Genomic DNA, 17,059 nt, shown 5'->3' on the forward strand with positions numbered 1-17,059 from the left:
CCGGTGCCCGGGGCCCGGGGCCGGTGCCGCGTCCAGTGTCCGCCTCCGGTCCCGGCCGGGTCCCGGCGGCTCAGCCCGCCGCGATCTCCAGCAGCGAGTCGCCCAGGATCGTCCGCAGCTGGGCCAGCCCCCGGCTGGTGTTGGACTTCACCGTGCCGGTGCTCTGCCGCAGGACCGCCGCCGTCGCCTCGATCGTCTGGTCCTCCCAGAACCGCAGCACCAGCGCCGCCCGGTAGGCCGGGGTGACCTCGGCGAGCGCGGCCAGCAGCGCCAGCCGGCGCTCCGGATCGGCTGCGGCGGCGGCGGCCGTTCCGGTCCCCGGTGCCTCCGGCAGCTCCGCCGCGGGCACCTCGTGCGAGCGGCGCAGCCGCCGGTTGTCGATGTAGCTGCGGACCAGCGTCGTCCGGGCGTAGCCGGCCGCCGCCTCCGGGTCCCGCAGCCGGTGCCAGTGCGCGTACAGCTTCACCAGCGTGGTCTGCACGAGGTCCTCGGCGAGGTGCCAGTCGCCGCAGAGCAGGTATCCGGTGCGGCGCAGCGAGGTGAACCGGCCCGCGACGAACTCGTCGAAGGACTGCTCCTGCTCCGGTGACATGCGGCCTCGCTGTTCCCCTGGACTTCCCGGCGCGCGCGTCGTGCGTGCTCCCACCGGTTACACGGGGCGGGCCCCGCGAAGTGTTGCGTCCCGCGCCGATAAACGTCCGTGACCTGCGCGTCAATCGGACATTGATTCGCTCCTGATCGACTACGGGCACCTTGGCTGGGGTGGTCCTCACCGGCCGCCACCACCCGTCCTGCCCCACGCCGTGAAGAGAGTGCCATGCCCATCCACTTGCTGCCCCCGCCCGCCACCGCCGTCCCCGCGCAGGGGCGGCCCGGCGCCGACCCCCGGGACGCCGAACCGTACGGGCGGGTCGCGGACGACGACTCCGCCACGGTGCGGTTCGCCGGGCTGCGCCTGGTGCACGCCGCGCTGCGCCGGGACCTCGCCCGGCTGCCCAACGCGCTGCGGCTGCTCCAGCCCGGCGAGGACGACAAGGGCGAGGCGCTGCTGCGGCACTGGACCTTCATGACCGCGATGCTGACCTGCCACCACGAGCAGCAGGACACCCGGCTGTGGCCGATCGTGCGCCGCTTCGCGCCCGAGCTGCGGCTGCTGCTGAACTGGCTGGAGGCCGACCACCACAACCTCGACCACTCGTTCACCCGGGTCACCACGCTGGTCCGGATCGCCAGCCGGGACACCGGCAGCGCCTGGCCGGTCGCGTACGCCATGGAGGACCTGGCGGCCCGTCTGGAGACCCACCTGCGGATCGAGGAGCGCCAGCTGCTGCCCCGGATGGACCGGGTGGTCGCCGAGGGCTCCCGGCTCGGCGGCCTGGGCGAGCTGCTGGACCTGCTGCGGGTGGCGGACGGCCCGGGCACGGCGGACGCGCTGGCCTGGCTGTTGGACGGCGTGGAGCCGGCCGCGGTGGAGCGGCTGCTGGCCGAGTGCGACGACGACGTGGCCCGCAACTGGCCGCACTGGCACGCGACCTACCAGCGCTGCACCACGCCGCTGTGGGGGCCGGGGGACGGTTCGGGCGGCGACCTGGGCGGAGCCCCGGGCGGCTCTGGCGGCTCGGGCGTCGACCTGGGCGGCATCCTGGGGATCGTTGCCGACTGACCGCCGGGTCTTTTCGCGGGCCTTCGATCTACGCGCGTGGCATGGGCCAGGGGCATATGCTGGGCGGCCCGCCGGGCGTCCGGCAGGCCGGACGGCCTCCGGGTTCCGGCATCCGGCTGATCAGCCAACTCCCGTCATCCCCTAGGGGATTCGACCCACCGCTCTCGGGGTTGGGTCACCCGGCCGGTCCGGGCTGCACCAGGGAAGGCCTCCCGCCGACGGTTGATGGCGGGGTGTGTCCGCTCCGCTACCGTCGAGGACATGACCACAGCGAGCAACACTGCCAAGACCCACCGCACCAGCCTGCGGACCCGTTTCCGGTTCGGCTCGGCGATCCTCGCCGCAGGCGCCGTCCTGACGCTCGGCGCCGGACTGGCCGCCTGTGAAGGCGGCGTGGCGCTCTGCCTGGACGACCACAAGTGCACCGTCGGTATCAAGACCGACGGTGCGGACGCCTCCAAGACGGTCAAGGTCTTCGGCGGCGACAACCCGATGAAACTGACGATCGGTCACATCACCGACAGCTCGGCCGAGGTGACCATCGGCGACACCAAGAAGACCGTCGACAAGGACTCCGAGACCACCGTCGGCAATGTCCGGGTCACCCTCCGCAAGGCGGACAAGGGCGACCACTTCGCCGAGGTGCACGTCGAGCGGGACTGACCCTTCCCCGGCGTCCACTCCTCCCTGATCCACCCGGTTCTCCGCGGTGCCCCGCTCTCCCCGGGCGCGCCCGGCTCCCCCTCGGTGCCCGCTCCGGCCGCCCCTCCCCCCGCGGCCGACGCCTACTCCGGAAGGCGGTTGAGCCACTCCATCGGCGCGACCCGGATCGCCGTCCCCGGCGATCCGTCCCACTCCGCCGCGAGCCCGGCCGCCTCCAGCGCGGCCACCACGGACCGCCCGACCCCCGTCGTCCGGCGCGCCGAGACCTCCGCCGACTCGTCGTCGGAGCGGAACGCGCCGTAGCGCAGCATCAGCCCCCGCCCGGCGGCAGCCGCCTCGGTGTCCTGCTGGTGGAAGAAGACGAAACCGTACGAGTCCTCCTCGGCCTCGCCGCCGATCTCCGCGTACCCGCAGCCGGCGCAGCAGGTGAAGTCCATGGCCGCGACGATGCCCTGATCCTCCAGCGCGTCGAAGGCGTCCGCCAGGCGGTCCACGTCGGTGACCTCCGGCCAGCCCGCCTGCTCGGCCAGCCGCTCGTTCCACAGCGGGGCGACGATCCGCTCCGCCTCCTCCTGGGTGAGCCCCTGGTCGTCGAGGACCTCGACCAGGGACTCGGCTATCTCGTCCGGCTCCTGGAAGCCGCACCGGACCAACTCGCGGGCCAGGTCCTGGGCTTCGCGCAGCGCATCGGGGGTGAGGGCCGTCTCCTGGGTCATGCGGGCATCCTCGCACCGGCCACTGACAATCCGGGCCCGGTGCCGCAGGGGCCGCCGGGCGCGTCCGGCCCGGGCCGCAGAGGTCGCCGCCGCGGCCCCTGCTACCGTCCGCCGGTGACCTCTCTGCTGCAACCCCCGCTGATCACCAGGCTGCTGGCCGCCGAGCGCATCCTGATAGCCGGTGCCGGTGGTGGCTTCGACGTGTACGCCGGACTCCCGATCGCCCTCGCCCTGCGGGCCGCGGGGAAGGAGGTGCACCTGGCCAACCTCTCCTTCACCCACCTCTACGGACTGCCCCTGGAGGTGTGGGCGGACCCCGACGTGGCCATGGTCCGGCCCGACACCCCGGCCCCTGAGGGCTACTTCCCGGAGCGCACGCTGGCCCGCTGGCTGCACCGGCACGGGATGCCCGACACCGTCTGGGCCTTCCCGTCGGTGGGCGTGCGGCCCTTGCGCGACGCCTACCGCTCGCTCGTCGACCGACTGGGCATCGACGCCGTCCTGCTGGTGGACGGCGGCACCGACATCCTGATGCGCGGCGACGAGGCCGGACTCGGCACCCCCGAGGAGGACATGGCCAGCCTGGCGGCGGTGGCCGGCCTCACGGAGGTGCCCGAACGGCTGGTCGCCTGCCTGGGCTTCGGCATCGACGCCCACCACGGCGTCAACCACTCGCTGGTGCTGGAGAACCTCGCCGCGCTGGACCGGGCCGGCGGCTACCTCGGCGCCTTCTCCATCCCGCGCGGCAGCCGGGAGGCGGTGCTCTACCTGGACGCCGTCGAGCACGCCCGGGCCGCGTTCCCCGAGCACCCCAGCATCGTCAACGGCTCGGTGGCGGCGGCCCTGCGCGGCGAGTTCGGCGACGTCCGGTTCACCGAGCGGACGGAGGGCAGCGAACTCTTCGTCAATCCGCTGATGGCGATCTACTTCGGTGTCACGGTCGAGGCGCTGGCGGCGGAGAACCTCTACCTGGACCGGCTGGAGCGCACCGTGGTGACCCGCCAGATCGCCACCGTCATCGCGGAGTTCCAGGACGAGCTGCCCCGGCAGCGGATGCCCCGGCAGTTCCCGCACTGACGGTCACCGGGGGCACCGGCCGCGCCGGCTGCCCCGTCCGGCTGCCCCGTCCGGCCACCCCCCGTCCGGGGCCCGGGGCGGCCGCCTCAGCCGGTGGCGAGCCGGAACTCCAGGTTCCCGAAGCGCACCTGGTCGCCCGGCCGGACCCGGACGCCGCCCGCGATCCGGCGCCCGTTGACGTGCGTGCCGTTGGTCGAGCCGAGGTCGTACAGCACCCAGCCGCCGTGCTCGTGCCGCAGTTCGGCGTGGTTGCGGGACACCGAGGCGTCGTGCAGCCGCAGCCCCGACCCGGGCAGCCGGCCGATCGTCAGCAGCGCGGCACCGGACTGCGGCAGGCTCAGCCCGGGCAGTCGCTCGGTCCGCCAGGCCCGGCTCAGCCGGTCGCCGAAGGCGGAGACCCGGCCGACCGTGCGCAGCACGAACCGTTCGACCGGCCCGCCGGTCGGCAGCCCCGCCACCGCCGCGTCCAACTCGCCGCGGCTGGTGGCCTGGAGGACGATGTCCATCCGGCCGAGGAACGTCTCGTGCGAGAGCCGTCCGCTGCCGGCGCCGTCCTTGAGCACGCCGAGCGCCTGGTCCCGCTCGGCGTCGGAGGGCCGGACCAGGCCGGTGGGGAGCTCAGGAGGCGTCATGGCCGAATTGTCGGCTCGGCCGGCTCGGGCTGTCCAGACAGCGGCGCGCGCGGGCCCACGGTTCGTACGTCACGGCAGTCCAGACGCCCCGTCGGGGCCTGCGGTTCCGTGCCGTTCCCGCAGGCCGTACGGGGCTCCGGGCCGGGCGGCGCGACCTGCGGACGGGCACGTTCGGGCCGTGCGGCCGGGCGCCGCCCGGACGGCGCGGGCGGCCGGTCAGGGCTTGCGGGCGGCGGCCAGGATCTTCGCCGTGGTGTGCAGGAAGCGGGAGGTGACCGACCCCCGGTAGGCCTTGCCGAACACGTCCTTGGTGACCCACTTGCCGTCCCGGAGGTGGATCACCAGGTACGCGGCCCCCGGATCGGCGCCGATCAGTTCGACGTCGCCCCTGGCCGAGCGGTGCGGCCGGGCCAGTTCGGGCGGCAGCGGCTCGGAGAGGAACGCGACGAGCAGCCGGACGTCCGGTGTCACCTCGACGCCGCGGAACGGCTCGGCGGCGAGCAGGCCGGCCACCTCGTCCACCGTCCGCAGCATCACCGGCACCGGGTAGCCGAGCGACTGCTCCAGGTGCTCCTCGATCCGGGCGGTCAGCGCGGCGCGTTCCGGCGCGGCGGCGGACCCCTCCGTGGTGAAGAAGACGTTGCCGCTCTGGATGTACGAGCGGACGTCCGCCAGGCCCAGTTCGGTGAAGAGCGCCCGCAGCCGCTCCATCCTCACCGTGCGGCCGCCGACGTTGACGGCCCGCAGGAAGGCGATGTACGTGGTCGTGGTGGTCACCCCGCCAGTCTGGCACCGGCGGGTGACAGCGGCCCGGGCGGCGGCCTGCGGCCGTGGCCGGTGACGGCGGCCCTGGCCACCGGGCCGACCGGCCTCCGAGGACCGGCGACTGTCGGTGCCGGGTGCCAGACTGGCGCCATGGCTACCTGGCAGGATTTCGAACGGCAGGCTCCCGACCTGGCGCCCCTGGTAAGGGCCCGGTTCGAGGCGGAGAAGCACCACGTCCTGGCGACGCTGCGCAAGGACGGGTCGCCGAGGGTGAGCGGGACGGAGGTCGAGTTCGTCGGGGACGACCTGTGGATCGGGTCGATGTACGGCTCGGTCAAGGCCCGTGACCTCCAGCGCGACGCCCGCTTCGCCCTGCACGCGCACCCGGGGGACGAGACCATGGCCGGCGGGGACTCCAAGGTCGCCGGCCGGGCGGTCGAGATCACCGACGAGGCCGAACTCGCCGCGTTCGCCGCCGATCTGCCGGAGGCGCCGCCCACCCCGTTCCACGCCTTCCGGCTGGACCTCGACCAGGTGGTGCACACCGCCGTGGAGGGCGATCAGCTGCTGGTCCACAACTGGCGGCCGGGCCGGCCGGTGGAGACGATCCGGCTCCACTGACCGGCTCCACTGACCGGCCCCGGGCGGCCGAGTGCCCGGGCGGCTGTGCGGCTGGCACTCGGGCATCCCGGGCGCCCAGGCTTCCGAGTGCCCTACGGCAGAACGGACTTGAGGGCCTCGGGCGTACGGGCCACGACGGCCTGGCCGTCGTCCGTGGTGATGATCGGGCGCTGGATCAGGACGGGGTGCTCGGCCATCGCCGCGATCCAGCGGTCGCGCTCGCCCGCCTCCCGGGGCCAGTCCTTCATTCCCAGGTCCTTCGCGGCCTGCTCGTCGATGCGGGTGATGTCCCAGGGCTCCAGGCCCAGGCGCTCCAGCACCTGTACCAGTTCGTCCGCGGTCGGCGGCTCCTCCAGGTAGCGCCGCACGGTGTGCACGACACCCGCGGCGTTCAGCTCGCCGAGGGCCGTCCGGCACTTGCCGCAGCGCGGGTTGATCCAGATCTCCATGCCGCACAGCCTACCGACCGCCCGGGGCCCGCCCCGGCCCCCGGCCGCGACGGGCGGCCGTCGGGCCGGGAACTCCTGCGTGCCCGCGGGCGGTTCACGCACCAGGAAGCATGATCTCGGGAGGGGAGCACCGGATGGACGGCGCGGCGATCATCGAGCAGCTGATGACGACGGAGGTCAAGAACGACCCGTACCCGCTGTACGCGAAGGCGCGGGAGCTCGGCCCGGTGGTTCCGGCCGGGGACGGGATGTACCTGGTGAGCGGCTACGCCGCGGTCAACCGGGTGCTGCGCACGCCCGCCTTCGGCGTCGCCACCGCCGACATGATGGCGGGCCTGTCCCCGGACTTCCTCGCGCACTCCTCGCTGGCCCTCTTCGGCCGCTCGATCCTCCAGCGCAACGCCCCCGACCAGCCCCGGGTCCGCTCGCTGATCGCCTCGGTGTTCACCGCCCGCCGGGTCGCCGCGCTGCGCCCGGCGGTGGAGAAGGCGGTGGCCCGGCTGCTGGACGGGATGGCCGAGCAGGGCGCGGACGGCTCGCCGGTGGACTTCATGGACGCCTTCGCCTTCCGGCTGCCGGTCGGGGTGATCTGCGAGCTGCTCGGCGTCCCCGAGCAGGACCGCTACCGCTTCCGGGACCTCGCCTCCGACCTGACCGTCGTCCTGGAGATCAGCGGGGAGCTCGACGAGCTGACCGCCGCCGACCGGGCCGCGGACGAACTGTCGCGGTACTTCACCGAGCTCGCCGCCGAGCGCCTGGCCCGCCCGCAGGACGACCTGGTCAGCGACCTCGCCCGGATCGCCGCCGAGGACAGCGGGCGGCTCTCCGCCGAGGAGCTGCTGGCCAACCTGGTGCTGCTGCTGGTGGCCGGCTTCGAGACCACCACCAACCTGCTCGGCAACGGTCTCGGCCTGCTGTTCCGCCACCCGGAGGCGGCCGCCGGGCTGCGCAGCGGCGCGGTCACCCCGGCCGGCTTCACCGACGAGGTGCTGCGCTTCGACTCCCCGGTGCAGGCCACCGGGCGGGTCGCGCTGGAGGAGGGCCTGGCCGTCGAGGGGCTGCCCACCCCGCCCGGCAGCGCGCTGACCCTGCTGATCGGCGCGGCCAACCACGACCCGGCCCGGTACGAGCGCCCCGAGGTCTTCGACCCGGCCCGCACCGACAGCCAGCCGCTCAGCTTCGGCGGCGGCCAGCACTTCTGCCTGGGCTCCCAGCTGGCCCGGCTGGAGGCCGAGGTCGCGGTGCCCGCGCTGCTCGACCGCTTCCCCCGGCTCGCCCCCGGCGGGGTGGCCACCCGGCGGGACCGGCTGATCCTGCGCGGCTTCCAGACCCTGCCGGTGACCGTGCGGTGACGCGGGCGGGCCGGGGCGCTCCGGCAGGGCGCTCCCGCTCCGGCCCAGGCCCAGGCCCGACTCCGGTCCGGCTCCCGCGAACGGGACGTTCGGCCATTCGTGGATGGGCCGCCCGTACGAGAGCATGGAGGGACGAAACCGGCCATTGCGGACCGATCCCCCGAGGGCGGCCGCCAGCCAGGAGGTCCCGCCGTGCCCACAGCGCCCCGCCCGCCGCGCCGCGCGGTGCCGCCGCCCCGGGCGCCGCGCTGGGTGCTCTGGCTCCCGGTCGTCCTGCTGCTGCTGGACCTGATCGCCGAGGCCGTCGTCCCGGACGCCGTCGCCGCCGGGTTCCTGCTGACCGCGCTGCCCGTGGTGACCGCGTTCAGCTACGGCCCGGTGCTGACCGCCACCGCCACCGGCGGTTCGCTCGGGCTCCAGGTCCTGCTGGCCCTGCGCGCGGGCCACATCAACGAGCAGCACCACGTCTGGGTCTACATCGCCACCCTGCTCTCCGGCGTGATGGGCACCGCCCTGTCCTGGCAGCGCACCCGGCAGGACCGCAACCTGCTCCAGGCCCGTACGGTCGCCGAGACCCTGCAGCGCACCGTGCTGCGGCCGGTGCCGGAGCGGGCGGGCGGGCTGCGGGTGGCCGGGCTCTACCGCTCGGCGCAGGCCGAGGTGCTGGTCGGCGGCGACCTGTACGAGGTGTGCGACACCCGGTTCGGCGTGCGGGTGCTGCTCGGCGACGTCCGGGGCAAGGGCCTCGGCGCGGTCCGCACGGTCGCGGACGTGCTGGGCGCGTTCCGGGCGGCCGCGTACGACACCCCGGGCCTGGTCGAGCTGGCCGACCAGCTGGACCGCGCGGTCCTGCGCGACGCCGCCGAGCGCGGTGACGACGAGCTGTTCGCCACGGCGGTCCTGGTGCAGTACCGGCCGGGCTCCGACTGCGTGGAGATCGTCAACCGCGGCCACACCACCCCGCTGCTGCTGACCGGCGGCACGATCTCCCCGGTGTCCTGCGCGGACGAGCTGCCGCTGGGCCTCGGCCACCTGGGGCCCGCCGACGAGCGCGGCAAGCCGACCGCCGTCGCCCTGCCGCCGGGCCACACCGTGCTGCTCTACACCGACGGCGTCAGCGAGGCCCGGGACGCCACCGGCGCCTTCTACCCGCTCGCCCCGCGACTCGCCGCCCTCGGCACCACCGAGCCGGACCGGCTGGTTTCCTTCCTGGCCCAGGACGTCCACCGGTACGCGGGCCTGCTCGCCGACGACCTCGCCGTCCTCGCCCTCACCCCGGACGTCCTGTAGCGCCTGCTGCGCCCGTAACGCCCGCCGCGCCCGCTGCGGACCCGCCCGTTGCGGCCCCCGCCCGCCGGGCCTGACGACCGCGGCGCGGCAGTCCCGGTCGAGGCCTCCTCGGGGAGGACTCGACGCCGGCGGCCCGGCGGTGGCGGAAGCCGTCCGGCCGGTCCTGTTCCGGATCCGCCCCAGCGGGGGCGGTCGGCGGCGCCGGTGCGCGGGGGAGCGGCGGCTTCGCCGAACCGACGTGCGGCGCGACCGGACCGGCGGCCGGGCAGCGCACCGGAGCCCCTCGCGCGGCGGCGCTCCGCCCCCGGTCCGAAGGGCGTGCGCACGGACCGGAGCCCACTGGACAGTGCGAACGAACTGTCGGAAGGTTCCACGGTCGTAGTGCGGCCCCGACCAGACAGGAGCATGCGCGCCATGGACCAGATCACCCTTCCGGATTTCCGGATGCCCTTCCCGTCGACCGGCGGCAACCCGTTCCAGGACGAGGCGGGCTCGCGGATGTGGGCCTGGGCCGAGGAGTTCGGCCTGTGCTCCTCGCCGGAGGTGCGCCGCCGGATGCGGCGCACCCAGTCGGAGCTGTGGTGCGCGCTGACCGACCCGACCGCCGGCGTGGGTCCGCTCGCGCTGCGCTGCCAGTGGACGTTCTGGGCGTTCGTCGTCGACGACGCCTTCGACGACGACGGCTGCGGCCAGGACCTCGCCCGCAGCCGGGCGGCGATCGACGAGCTGACGGGCGTCCTGGCCGGCGACCGCCGCCCCACCAGCCCGGCCGCGCTCGCCCTGTCCGACCTGTGGCAGCGCACCCGGGCGGGCCGGTCGCCCGCCTGGCACCGCGCCTTCCGCGCGGACGTCACCGCCTGGCTGTGGACGTACTGGCGCGAGGCCGTGCAACGCGCCGCCGGCCACACGCCGCTCCCCGAGGACTACCTCACCCACCGCCGGCACTCGATCGGCATGGGGATGTTCCTCGACCTCTTCGAGCTCCCGCCGGCCATCGACCTGCCCGACCACGTGCGCCAACTGCCCGCGCTGGTCGCCCTGCGCGACGCGGTGGTCGACCACATCGCCCTCTACAACGACATCTGCTCGGCCCGCAAGGAGGGCGCGGCCGGCTACTACCACAACGCCGTCTTCGTCCTGCGCCACCACCGGGGCGGGACGGTGCAGGAAGCCGTCACTCAGGTCGACGCCCTGCGGGCCGCGTGCGTCGAACGGGCCGTCAGCGCCGAGCGCCAGCTGCCCGCCCAACTCGCCGCCGCCCGCCTCACCCGACCGGTCCGCGCCGCCGTGCACCGCTACGCCGACCACCACCGGTCCCTGCTGCGCGGCGACTTCGAGTACCACGCCCGCGCCGAGCGCTACCAGCCGGACAGCGCGCCGGACACCCGGCCGGTGCCCGCGGCGAGCGGTGCGACCGGGCCGGGCCTCTTCACACCGCGACCGGGGGAGCGGGACGTCCTCTGAACACGACGCCGGGCTCCGGACGCACGGCGTCCGGAGCCCGGCCGGGCGCCGTCAAGAGCCGCCCGTCAGAGGAGTTGGAAGGACCACTCCTGCTTCCAGCCGCCCTCGCAGCTCCACACCCCGAGCTGCTTGAAGTCGGAGTCGTGGGTGAGGCAGTCGTCGTCGCCGATCTGGATCCGGTACTTGCCGTTGCCGAGGCTGACGAACTCCCACTTCTGGTTGGAGGTGTCGCCCCAGGCCTGCTGCTCGGCGACGTAGGTCGCGGGGTTCTCGGTGAGGTTGAACCCGAGGTCGTTGACGATCCGGTAGCGGTCGTCGCCCAGCGGCTTGATCGTCCAGGTCGACCCCTTGTACCCCAGGATCCCGCCCACGATCGGCGCGCCCCAGCTCGCGGTCTCGGTGGGCGCCGACGCGCCCAGCCCGTTGGCGAGCTTCAGGAACAGCGGTCGCTCGGTCGGGATGCCGGAGACCGGCTTGGGGTCCGGCTTCGGCTTCGGGTCGGGCTTCGGCTTGGGGTCCGGCTTCGTCGGGGTGGTCGGGCCGGTCGGCGTGATCACGCCGCCGGACGTGGACTCCAGCACCCACGACTGGTGCCAGTCCTGCTTGCACGTCCACACGCCGAGCTGCTTGAAGTCGGCGTCGTGGGCGAGGCAGTCGTCGCCGGAGATCCGGATCCGGTACTTGCCGTTGCCGACCCCGACGAGTTCCCACTTCTGCTCGGAGGAGTCGCTCCACGGCCGGAGTTCGGCCAGGTAGCCGCCGCTCTCGGTGAGTTCCAGCCCGTACGAGCTGGTGATCCGGTAGCGGCCGCCGCCCACCGAGGCGATCTTCCACTTGGACTCGTTGCCACCCCGGAGCCCGGCGACGACGGACGCGCCGGCGGAGCCGTTGACCGGGACGGCGCCCAGGCCGTTGTCGAGCTTCAGGTACACCTCGGCGCCGTTGCCGCCCCCGCCGGGCGTGGGCGGGGTGGTGGTCGGCGGGGTGCCGCCCCAGGCCCAGTTCTGGTTGGGCGCGTCCCGCCGGTCCTCGGAGCCGCAGGCCCAGGCGGCCACCGTGCTGCCGTTGGCGGTCCGGCCGCTGAAGTCGTCGACGCAGACGTCCTTGGACCGGTCGTCCTGGTCCGTCATGTGTCGGAACCCGCCGCTGGGCGACATGTTCCAGCGTTGACCGGGGATCTCCAGGCAGTCCCACACCTGGAGCTTGGTCCCGTTCGCGGTCCTGTTCGCCTCCAGGTCGAGGCACTTGCCGTTGGCCGCCTGGAGCTTGTACCCGTTGTAGGTCCACTTCTGGGCGTCACCGCCGTTGCATTCCCACATCTGCACGGGGGTGCCGTTCGCGGTGCCGTTGCCACTGACGTCCAGGCAGGCGTGGTGGCCGGGGGCGCTGGAGTCGGGGGTCAGGCTGCCGGTCCGGGTGCCGTAGCCGGACCGCGCGGGGAAGTGGACGGTGCGCACGTCGCCGTCGCACTTGTAGGGCCGCGCGGTGCCCGAACGGCAGGTCCACGGCTCCTTCTTGACGGTGTCGCCGTCATTGCCGGTGAACGCCCAGTTCAGGTAGCCGCCGTCACCCCGGTTGCGGAAGGTCGAGTCCCCCTGGAACACCCAGATCCGGAACATGTCGTAGCCGGACGGCTCCTTCTTCTCCTTGTCCAGGAAGTGGTTGAGCTTGTAGGTGGTGTCGATCAGCACCCCCTTCATGTCGGCCTTGTACTCGTTCCTGAACCACTCGGTGTCGTACAGGTCGGTGCCCACGGTCTTGAACACCATGACGTTGAACCCCGGGAACTTCGCACTCAGCTTCGTCGCCGTGTTCTGGGTGAACTCCGCGTTGTCCAGCTTGTTGAGGTTCGCGGCGTTGTGCATGAGCTTGATCATGTCGAAGGCCGAATTGATCAACGCGGTCATGCAGTTGCCGCCACCCGGCGAAGCCGGGGTTCCGCAGGTCGTGTCCACGGGGCCTGCCGCGGGCGCGGCCCCGGCCTGCACGGCCGGCCCGGCGACCATGGCGAGCGCGGTGACCCCGCAGGCCAGGGCACGTTTCAGACGGGAAAGGGGTGGCAATTCGGAACCATCTTTCTTCTCGGCGAAGTTGGATGGTAGGCGTCCGAATTTCCCCGCCCCGCGCCCCCTGACACAATCCATACGGCAAGATCCACCCGCCTGACGCCATCCGAACGCCACCCCGCCCCGGAAACCGCGCGAGCCCGACACCACCACGGTGCCGGGCTCACGGATCGGACTGCGCCGCCGACGGCCCGCGCATCACGCCCGACCGTCAGTCAGAACGCCCTTTAGAGGTCGTAGTAGAGCTCGAACATGCCTCTGACCTGCGAAAATAGGGGTTCTGCGGAAGATCATTTCACAACCAGTGCACACTCGGTGGCTTCAACGGATGAGCCGTGTCGAGAGACGCTGAGAAACGATGAGCGCATCGTGTCGGCCGCCCGCACCCGCCGCTACGCAGCGCCACTGATCTGGAAGGCGCGACGATCGCCAGGCTGTCGCAGATACCGATCCTACGCGGCGTGCTTGTAGCGCCGACCGATCGCCTCGCGAGCCTTGCTGAACGACCGCGCCACCCGGTGGACGTACCTGCGGAGGGTGAAGGCAGGGTCTTCGTGGCCAAGGAGATCGGCCAATGTGTAGATGTCGACTCCCTCGTTCAGGGCCTCAGATGCGAACAGGTGCCTGAGTGAGTGCATCATCTTGTCCCGGCACTTTTCCCACAGCCGGCCGCGGCCGACCGGCTTGTCATTCAGGGCCTGAATTAGCCCGATCTCCTCAAGGGCCGCTTTCCAGAGCCAGTTGTAGTAGTTCTTATTGATTGGCTTGTGCTCGCGAGACGTGAAGAACAGCTTCACCGTTACCGGCGGACCATTCTTTTCGATCCATGGGAGTGTGATCTCAACCGGAGGGAACAAGCGGATATGCTCGGAAAGAAGGAACGCCAGATCGTCTCCGATTGGAACCATCCGGTCCTTCGGGTCGTCCTCGCCGCCGCCCTTCGGAGGGGCAAATACCATCACGCCGCGGTCATGTGCAATCTGGCGACGGATGTGAACGACCTTCTCCTTGTGGAGCCAGTTGACATCGTCGGGGCTGAACGCGAATATCTCGCCCTGCCGCATCCCGATGCCGCGGCCGCAGTCGACCGTGACCTTGTATCGGTCCGGAAGGTTTTGCTTGATACCTTCGGAGTCTTCCCAGTCCACCGGAAGTTCCTTTGGTGTCTTGCGCTGACGCCTCGGCTTGACACGCTGGACCGAGCGTGAGGCACAGGGATTCTTGAGGATCAGGCCGTCGTCAACTGCCATCGTGATGATGGAGTTGAAATGGCTAAAAATCAGGCCGGCGTACGTCTCTCCGATGGTCCGAAGCATCCCCTTGATCCACGAGACGATGCGCGAAGGAATCAGGTCCTTGATCTTTATATGCCCCAGCGGTTCGATGATGTAGCGATTCACGCGAGCGATGTACTGCGGCTCGGTTCGAGGGTTCCGAAAGACAAGGTCTGTCAGCCACTGCTCCGCCAGGCTTTTGATGAGAGTAGCGCCCTTATCTTTGGAGATGTAGGTGCCCTCAGTGACACTCGTCTCGATCTTTGCCAAATGCTGCTTGGCATCGTCGTACTTGTCGAAACTCTCGCTGAGCTGCTTCCCATCGTGGTCCCGCCATCGAGCTAGCCAGCGCTTGCCTTGGCCGTGGCTGCTCGACGCTACCTTTTTGTGGGCCGTGCACTTCTTTTCCCCGGCGGCCGGGCGCGACTTGTGCCAGCGATCGTAAGGTTCAGACATGTGTTTTCACCGTGCTTCATTGCGATTTGGTCCATGGTGATAACTCCTTCTTTCTGCCCGTTCGAATGTGCGGATTCTGCCGCACTTCGGGTTGCATGGTTTATCTGTAGTCCGCATGTGGCGCTGGTGGTTGCGATGCAGACGAGGGGCGGCCAGAGGCTGGGGCGCCGTGACAGAGATCAGGCCGGCCGTGGGAGGGGGCGAATGCCGAGTGCTGGATTGCTTGGGAGGAAGCCGCGCCGGACTCCGAACTCCAGTGCACGCTTGAGCGTCGCGAGGATTCCGTTGATCGTGGCGGTGCTCAACCGGCCCTCGGCGCGAAGTGCGGCCACCAGTCGCTCGACGTCTGATCGGCTGATCGTCACGGCGAGCCGGGCGCCGAGGTGCGGCAGGGCGTGCAGGTCGAGCGGCCTGCGGTTGGGGAACCGCGGCGGGCCGGACTTGGCGGGCATTGCGGGCACGGCCGACCAGAGCTCAACCAGACGGTTGAGCGTCAGCGGTGTCCAGCCGCGGGCGATGTCAGCTTGTGCGGCCGTCGCGAGTGATCGCGTCGGCAGGCTCATGCTGCGGAGACTGCCGGCTTCGTCGCGCCAGCGGACGCGGTACCGGGCCGGAGGAGTGCGGTGGGCCGCGCGAGCGCGTGCGACGGCCTGCTGGTAGTCCGCGTGCCTAGCGCGGTCCTCGATTCGAGAGGGGTACATGCTGTTCTGCCGATCTCTGGTGAGTACATGTCATGAATCTGCCTCTTTCTCTGCCCGCAGGGGTGCGGCCGGTCGGGCACGCAATCGGGTTCGCTTGGATTCGGCGTCCGGCATGGCCGGACGCTAGGTGGTGGGGCCCTACCGTGAGCCGGGTTGGCCCGGCTTGAGCAGGGTGGCGATCTCCTCCGGGCTTGCGCCCGACTCGACCGCGGCGTTGATCTTCGCCAGGGCCTCCGCCATCCCCGAGTTGAAGTCCTCGGTCAGGGCGGCGGCCCGGTCTTGGAGTACCGCGCGGGTGAGGTCCGCGACCGTCTGCTGGCCGTCGTTGGCCGGCATCCGCTGGAGGGCTGCGGAGTAGAACTGCCGCGAGTCGCTTCCAGGCAGCGCCTTCTGTCCACAGAACCACTCCAGGAGCAACTTGGGGTCGCTCTCCGCGAGTTGTGGGGTCAGCTGGAGGGCGGTCCCCGGCTCGACGTCATCGGGCAGGCCCATCAGGTGTGCCGGTGAAATATCCAACACCACTGCCAGGGCCGCGAGTTCGTCGATCGTCAGGTCGCGCTTCCGGGTACCGTCTGCGTCTCGCCTGCCGGTTTCGATGTTGTTCAGCACGATGGCCGTCAGCTTCGGGACCCCGGCCTCTTGGCAGGCGTTCGCCAGCTGCTTCGTGGTCCATCCGCGCCTTGTCCGGGCCGCCTTCAACCGGAGTGCCGCCGCGTCGCTCACCGACATCGCCGGTAGAGCCGGGTCGCTGGACATCTGGCCTCCTTGCTCGTCGTATCGGCGACTCTACCCATCGTCTCTCGATCGCGCAATCGACGCCTCACAACAGGCGGTCGCTCGCCGATACGGCGCACAGCGCATCCGAGGCCCCCGCCATAGTGCAGCTATCGCCCCTCGTTCGCCGATTAGGCGAATTAGATCGCCGTATTGACAACTTGGTCGCAGGCGGATGATGCTCATCCCAGCAGTTCGAAACGGCGAAGCCAATCGCCGAAACGGCGAACGAGATGGATGTGAGTACTCATGAGTGCGGACAGGTTGTGGACCTTGCCGGAGCTGGCGGAGTTCCTGGGTGTGCCGACGCAGACGATCTACCAGATGAACTGGAAGGGCACCGGACCGCGGAGCTACAAGGTCGGGCGGTGCAGGCGGTACGACCCGCACGACGTGCGGCGGTGGCTGGAAGACCGCTCCTCCGACGCGGGGAGCCAGCGATGAAGCGACAGCACTGCACGAGCCGTCACCCGTGGTGGTCTGTGGATGACGCGGCGATGTACCTCGGGATCACGAGCACGCATCTGCGGGACCTGGCCGCTATCGGTACCGGCCCCAGGTACACCGAGAGCACTGACGGCCTGCGGCGCTACCGGCCGTCCGACGTCAGGCTCTGGGCCTCGGCGGGCCTGGTGCGCGACAGCTGCGGATGGAACAGGGACGCCCGATGACGAGATGGCGTGCCCGCCCGTCCGCTTGTGGGCTGGCCAGCCCAGCGGGATGCCCGAGCCCGCCCCGCCCACCGTGACCGGAACTGCTCCTCCCGACAGACCGGCGCCGAAGCCACCCCTAGCACCGCAGGAGTCACCATGAACAACATCACCCACGACCGCTACGCCGCGCAGCCTCCCACCACCTGGATAGGCCGGCACTGGATGGCGACGACCAAGGACGGCTCCGGCCAGTACCTGCGCGGATTGATCATCGACGTGCGCCCCGGAGGTGTTCACGTCCAGTGGCCGCCCTCGGACGGCCAGGATGAACACGCCGAGTGGACCACCACCGACAGGGGGACGCTGGCCAGGGAGTGACGAAAGGCAGAGGGCCGGGGGGGGGGCCCCCCCCCCGCGCCACCCCGCTCTCGTTCTGCGGCGGT

Annotated in this window: 18 protein-coding genes; 9 read left to right on the forward strand and 9 right to left on the reverse strand. The window is 71.5% G+C overall.

Annotation, left to right across the window (positions count from 1 at the left end; genetic code table 11):
• Positions 1 to 70: 70 nt before the first annotated feature.
• Positions 71 to 592 carry a SigE family RNA polymerase sigma factor gene (locus ACFQ6N_RS29065; RefSeq protein ID WP_380655206.1) on the reverse strand — a complete coding sequence of 174 codons (522 nt, stop codon included), beginning with the start codon at positions 590 to 592 and terminating at the stop codon, positions 71 to 73.
• 225 nt (positions 593 to 817) lie between these two features.
• Here ACFQ6N_RS29065 and ACFQ6N_RS29070 point away from each other — a divergent pair, with 225 nt between their 5' ends.
• Positions 818 to 1,663 (forward strand): hemerythrin domain-containing protein, encoded by an 846-nt coding sequence (locus tag ACFQ6N_RS29070; protein ID WP_380655209.1) that lies wholly within the window; start codon positions 818 to 820, stop codon positions 1,661 to 1,663.
• 261 nt (positions 1,664 to 1,924) lie between these two features.
• Positions 1,925 to 2,326, forward strand: coding sequence for a hypothetical protein (locus ACFQ6N_RS29075; protein ID WP_380655211.1), 402 nt, complete (start codon positions 1,925 to 1,927; stop codon positions 2,324 to 2,326).
• A gap of 122 nt (positions 2,327 to 2,448) precedes the next feature.
• Here the strand turns inward: ACFQ6N_RS29075 and ACFQ6N_RS29080 are convergent, their stop codons facing one another.
• Positions 2,449 to 3,042: a DUF6891 domain-containing protein gene (locus ACFQ6N_RS29080; RefSeq protein ID WP_380655214.1), complete on the reverse strand. Its 594-nt coding sequence runs from the start codon at positions 3,040 to 3,042 to the stop codon at positions 2,449 to 2,451.
• Between the two features lie 114 nt (positions 3,043 to 3,156).
• On the opposite strand from ACFQ6N_RS29080, the gene ACFQ6N_RS29085 reads away from it, so the two are divergent.
• Complete coding sequence (locus ACFQ6N_RS29085; protein WP_380655216.1) at positions 3,157 to 4,119, forward strand: DUF1152 domain-containing protein; 963 nt, start codon at positions 3,157 to 3,159, stop codon at positions 4,117 to 4,119.
• Between the two features lie 86 nt (positions 4,120 to 4,205).
• Here the strand turns inward: ACFQ6N_RS29085 and ACFQ6N_RS29090 are convergent, their stop codons facing one another.
• Complete coding sequence (locus tag ACFQ6N_RS29090; protein ID WP_380655219.1) at positions 4,206 to 4,751, reverse strand: FHA domain-containing protein; 546 nt, start codon at positions 4,749 to 4,751, stop codon at positions 4,206 to 4,208.
• A 216-nt stretch (positions 4,752 to 4,967) separates the two neighbouring features.
• A complete protein-coding gene (locus ACFQ6N_RS29095; protein WP_380655221.1) occupies positions 4,968 to 5,528 on the reverse strand; it encodes a DUF1697 domain-containing protein in 561 nt (186 codons plus the stop codon).
• Positions 5,529 to 5,666: 138 nt separating this feature from the next.
• On the opposite strand from ACFQ6N_RS29095, the gene ACFQ6N_RS29100 reads away from it, so the two are divergent.
• Complete coding sequence (locus ACFQ6N_RS29100) at positions 5,667 to 6,137, forward strand: pyridoxamine 5'-phosphate oxidase family protein (RefSeq protein WP_380655224.1); 471 nt, start codon at positions 5,667 to 5,669, stop codon at positions 6,135 to 6,137.
• Positions 6,138 to 6,229: 92 nt separating this feature from the next.
• On the opposite strand, the gene ACFQ6N_RS29105 is transcribed toward ACFQ6N_RS29100, so the two are convergent.
• Positions 6,230 to 6,586 carry an arsenate reductase family protein gene (locus ACFQ6N_RS29105; protein ID WP_380655227.1) on the reverse strand — a complete coding sequence of 119 codons (357 nt, stop codon included), beginning with the start codon at positions 6,584 to 6,586 and terminating at the stop codon, positions 6,230 to 6,232.
• 110 nt (positions 6,587 to 6,696) lie between these two features.
• Between ACFQ6N_RS29105 and ACFQ6N_RS29110 the strand changes: the two genes are divergently transcribed.
• The 3 genes from ACFQ6N_RS29110 (at position 6,697) to ACFQ6N_RS29120 (ending at position 10,692) form a co-directional block, all read left to right on the forward strand.
• Complete coding sequence (locus ACFQ6N_RS29110) at positions 6,697 to 7,938, forward strand: cytochrome P450 (RefSeq protein ID WP_380655229.1); 1,242 nt, start codon at positions 6,697 to 6,699, stop codon at positions 7,936 to 7,938.
• Between the two features lie 192 nt (positions 7,939 to 8,130).
• The gene (locus ACFQ6N_RS29115) at positions 8,131 to 9,228 is read left to right on the forward strand and encodes a PP2C family protein-serine/threonine phosphatase (RefSeq protein WP_380655232.1); all 1,098 of its coding nucleotides are present in this window, start codon (positions 8,131 to 8,133) and stop codon (positions 9,226 to 9,228) included.
• A 414-nt stretch (positions 9,229 to 9,642) separates the two neighbouring features.
• Positions 9,643 to 10,692: a terpene synthase family protein gene (locus tag ACFQ6N_RS29120; protein WP_380655235.1), complete on the forward strand. Its 1,050-nt coding sequence runs from the start codon at positions 9,643 to 9,645 to the stop codon at positions 10,690 to 10,692.
• A 65-nt stretch (positions 10,693 to 10,757) separates the two neighbouring features.
• On the opposite strand, the gene ACFQ6N_RS29125 is transcribed toward ACFQ6N_RS29120, so the two are convergent.
• The 4 genes from ACFQ6N_RS29125 to ACFQ6N_RS29140 all read right to left on the reverse strand — a co-directional run bounded on the left by ACFQ6N_RS29125 (position 10,758) and on the right by ACFQ6N_RS29140 (position 15,945).
• On the reverse strand, positions 10,758 to 12,599 hold the full coding sequence (locus ACFQ6N_RS29125) for a ricin-type beta-trefoil lectin domain protein (protein WP_380655237.1): 1,842 nt from the start codon (positions 12,597 to 12,599) through the stop codon (positions 10,758 to 10,760).
• A 611-nt stretch (positions 12,600 to 13,210) separates the two neighbouring features.
• Entirely contained in the window at positions 13,211 to 14,488 is a 1,278-nt protein-coding gene (locus ACFQ6N_RS29130; protein WP_380655239.1) for a tyrosine-type recombinase/integrase, read from the reverse strand.
• 179 nt (positions 14,489 to 14,667) lie between these two features.
• Positions 14,668 to 15,051, reverse strand: coding sequence for a hypothetical protein (locus tag ACFQ6N_RS29135; RefSeq protein WP_380655242.1), 384 nt, complete (start codon positions 15,049 to 15,051; stop codon positions 14,668 to 14,670).
• 276 nt (positions 15,052 to 15,327) lie between these two features.
• The gene (locus ACFQ6N_RS29140; protein ID WP_380655243.1) at positions 15,328 to 15,945 is read right to left on the reverse strand and encodes a helix-turn-helix domain-containing protein; all 618 of its coding nucleotides are present in this window, start codon (positions 15,943 to 15,945) and stop codon (positions 15,328 to 15,330) included.
• Between the two features lie 267 nt (positions 15,946 to 16,212).
• On the opposite strand from ACFQ6N_RS29140, the gene ACFQ6N_RS29145 reads away from it, so the two are divergent.
• Both ACFQ6N_RS29145 and ACFQ6N_RS29150 read left to right on the forward strand, forming a co-directional pair.
• Positions 16,213 to 16,407: a helix-turn-helix transcriptional regulator gene (locus ACFQ6N_RS29145; RefSeq protein ID WP_380655246.1), complete on the forward strand. Its 195-nt coding sequence runs from the start codon at positions 16,213 to 16,215 to the stop codon at positions 16,405 to 16,407.
• Between the two features lie 365 nt (positions 16,408 to 16,772).
• On the forward strand, positions 16,773 to 16,994 hold the full coding sequence (locus ACFQ6N_RS29150; protein WP_380655248.1) for a hypothetical protein: 222 nt from the start codon (positions 16,773 to 16,775) through the stop codon (positions 16,992 to 16,994).
• Positions 16,995 to 17,059 lie beyond the last annotated feature (65 nt).

This window comes from Kitasatospora sp. NPDC056446 (assembly GCF_042796115.1).
Taxonomy (GTDB): Bacteria; Actinomycetota; Actinomycetes; order Streptomycetales; family Streptomycetaceae; genus Kitasatospora.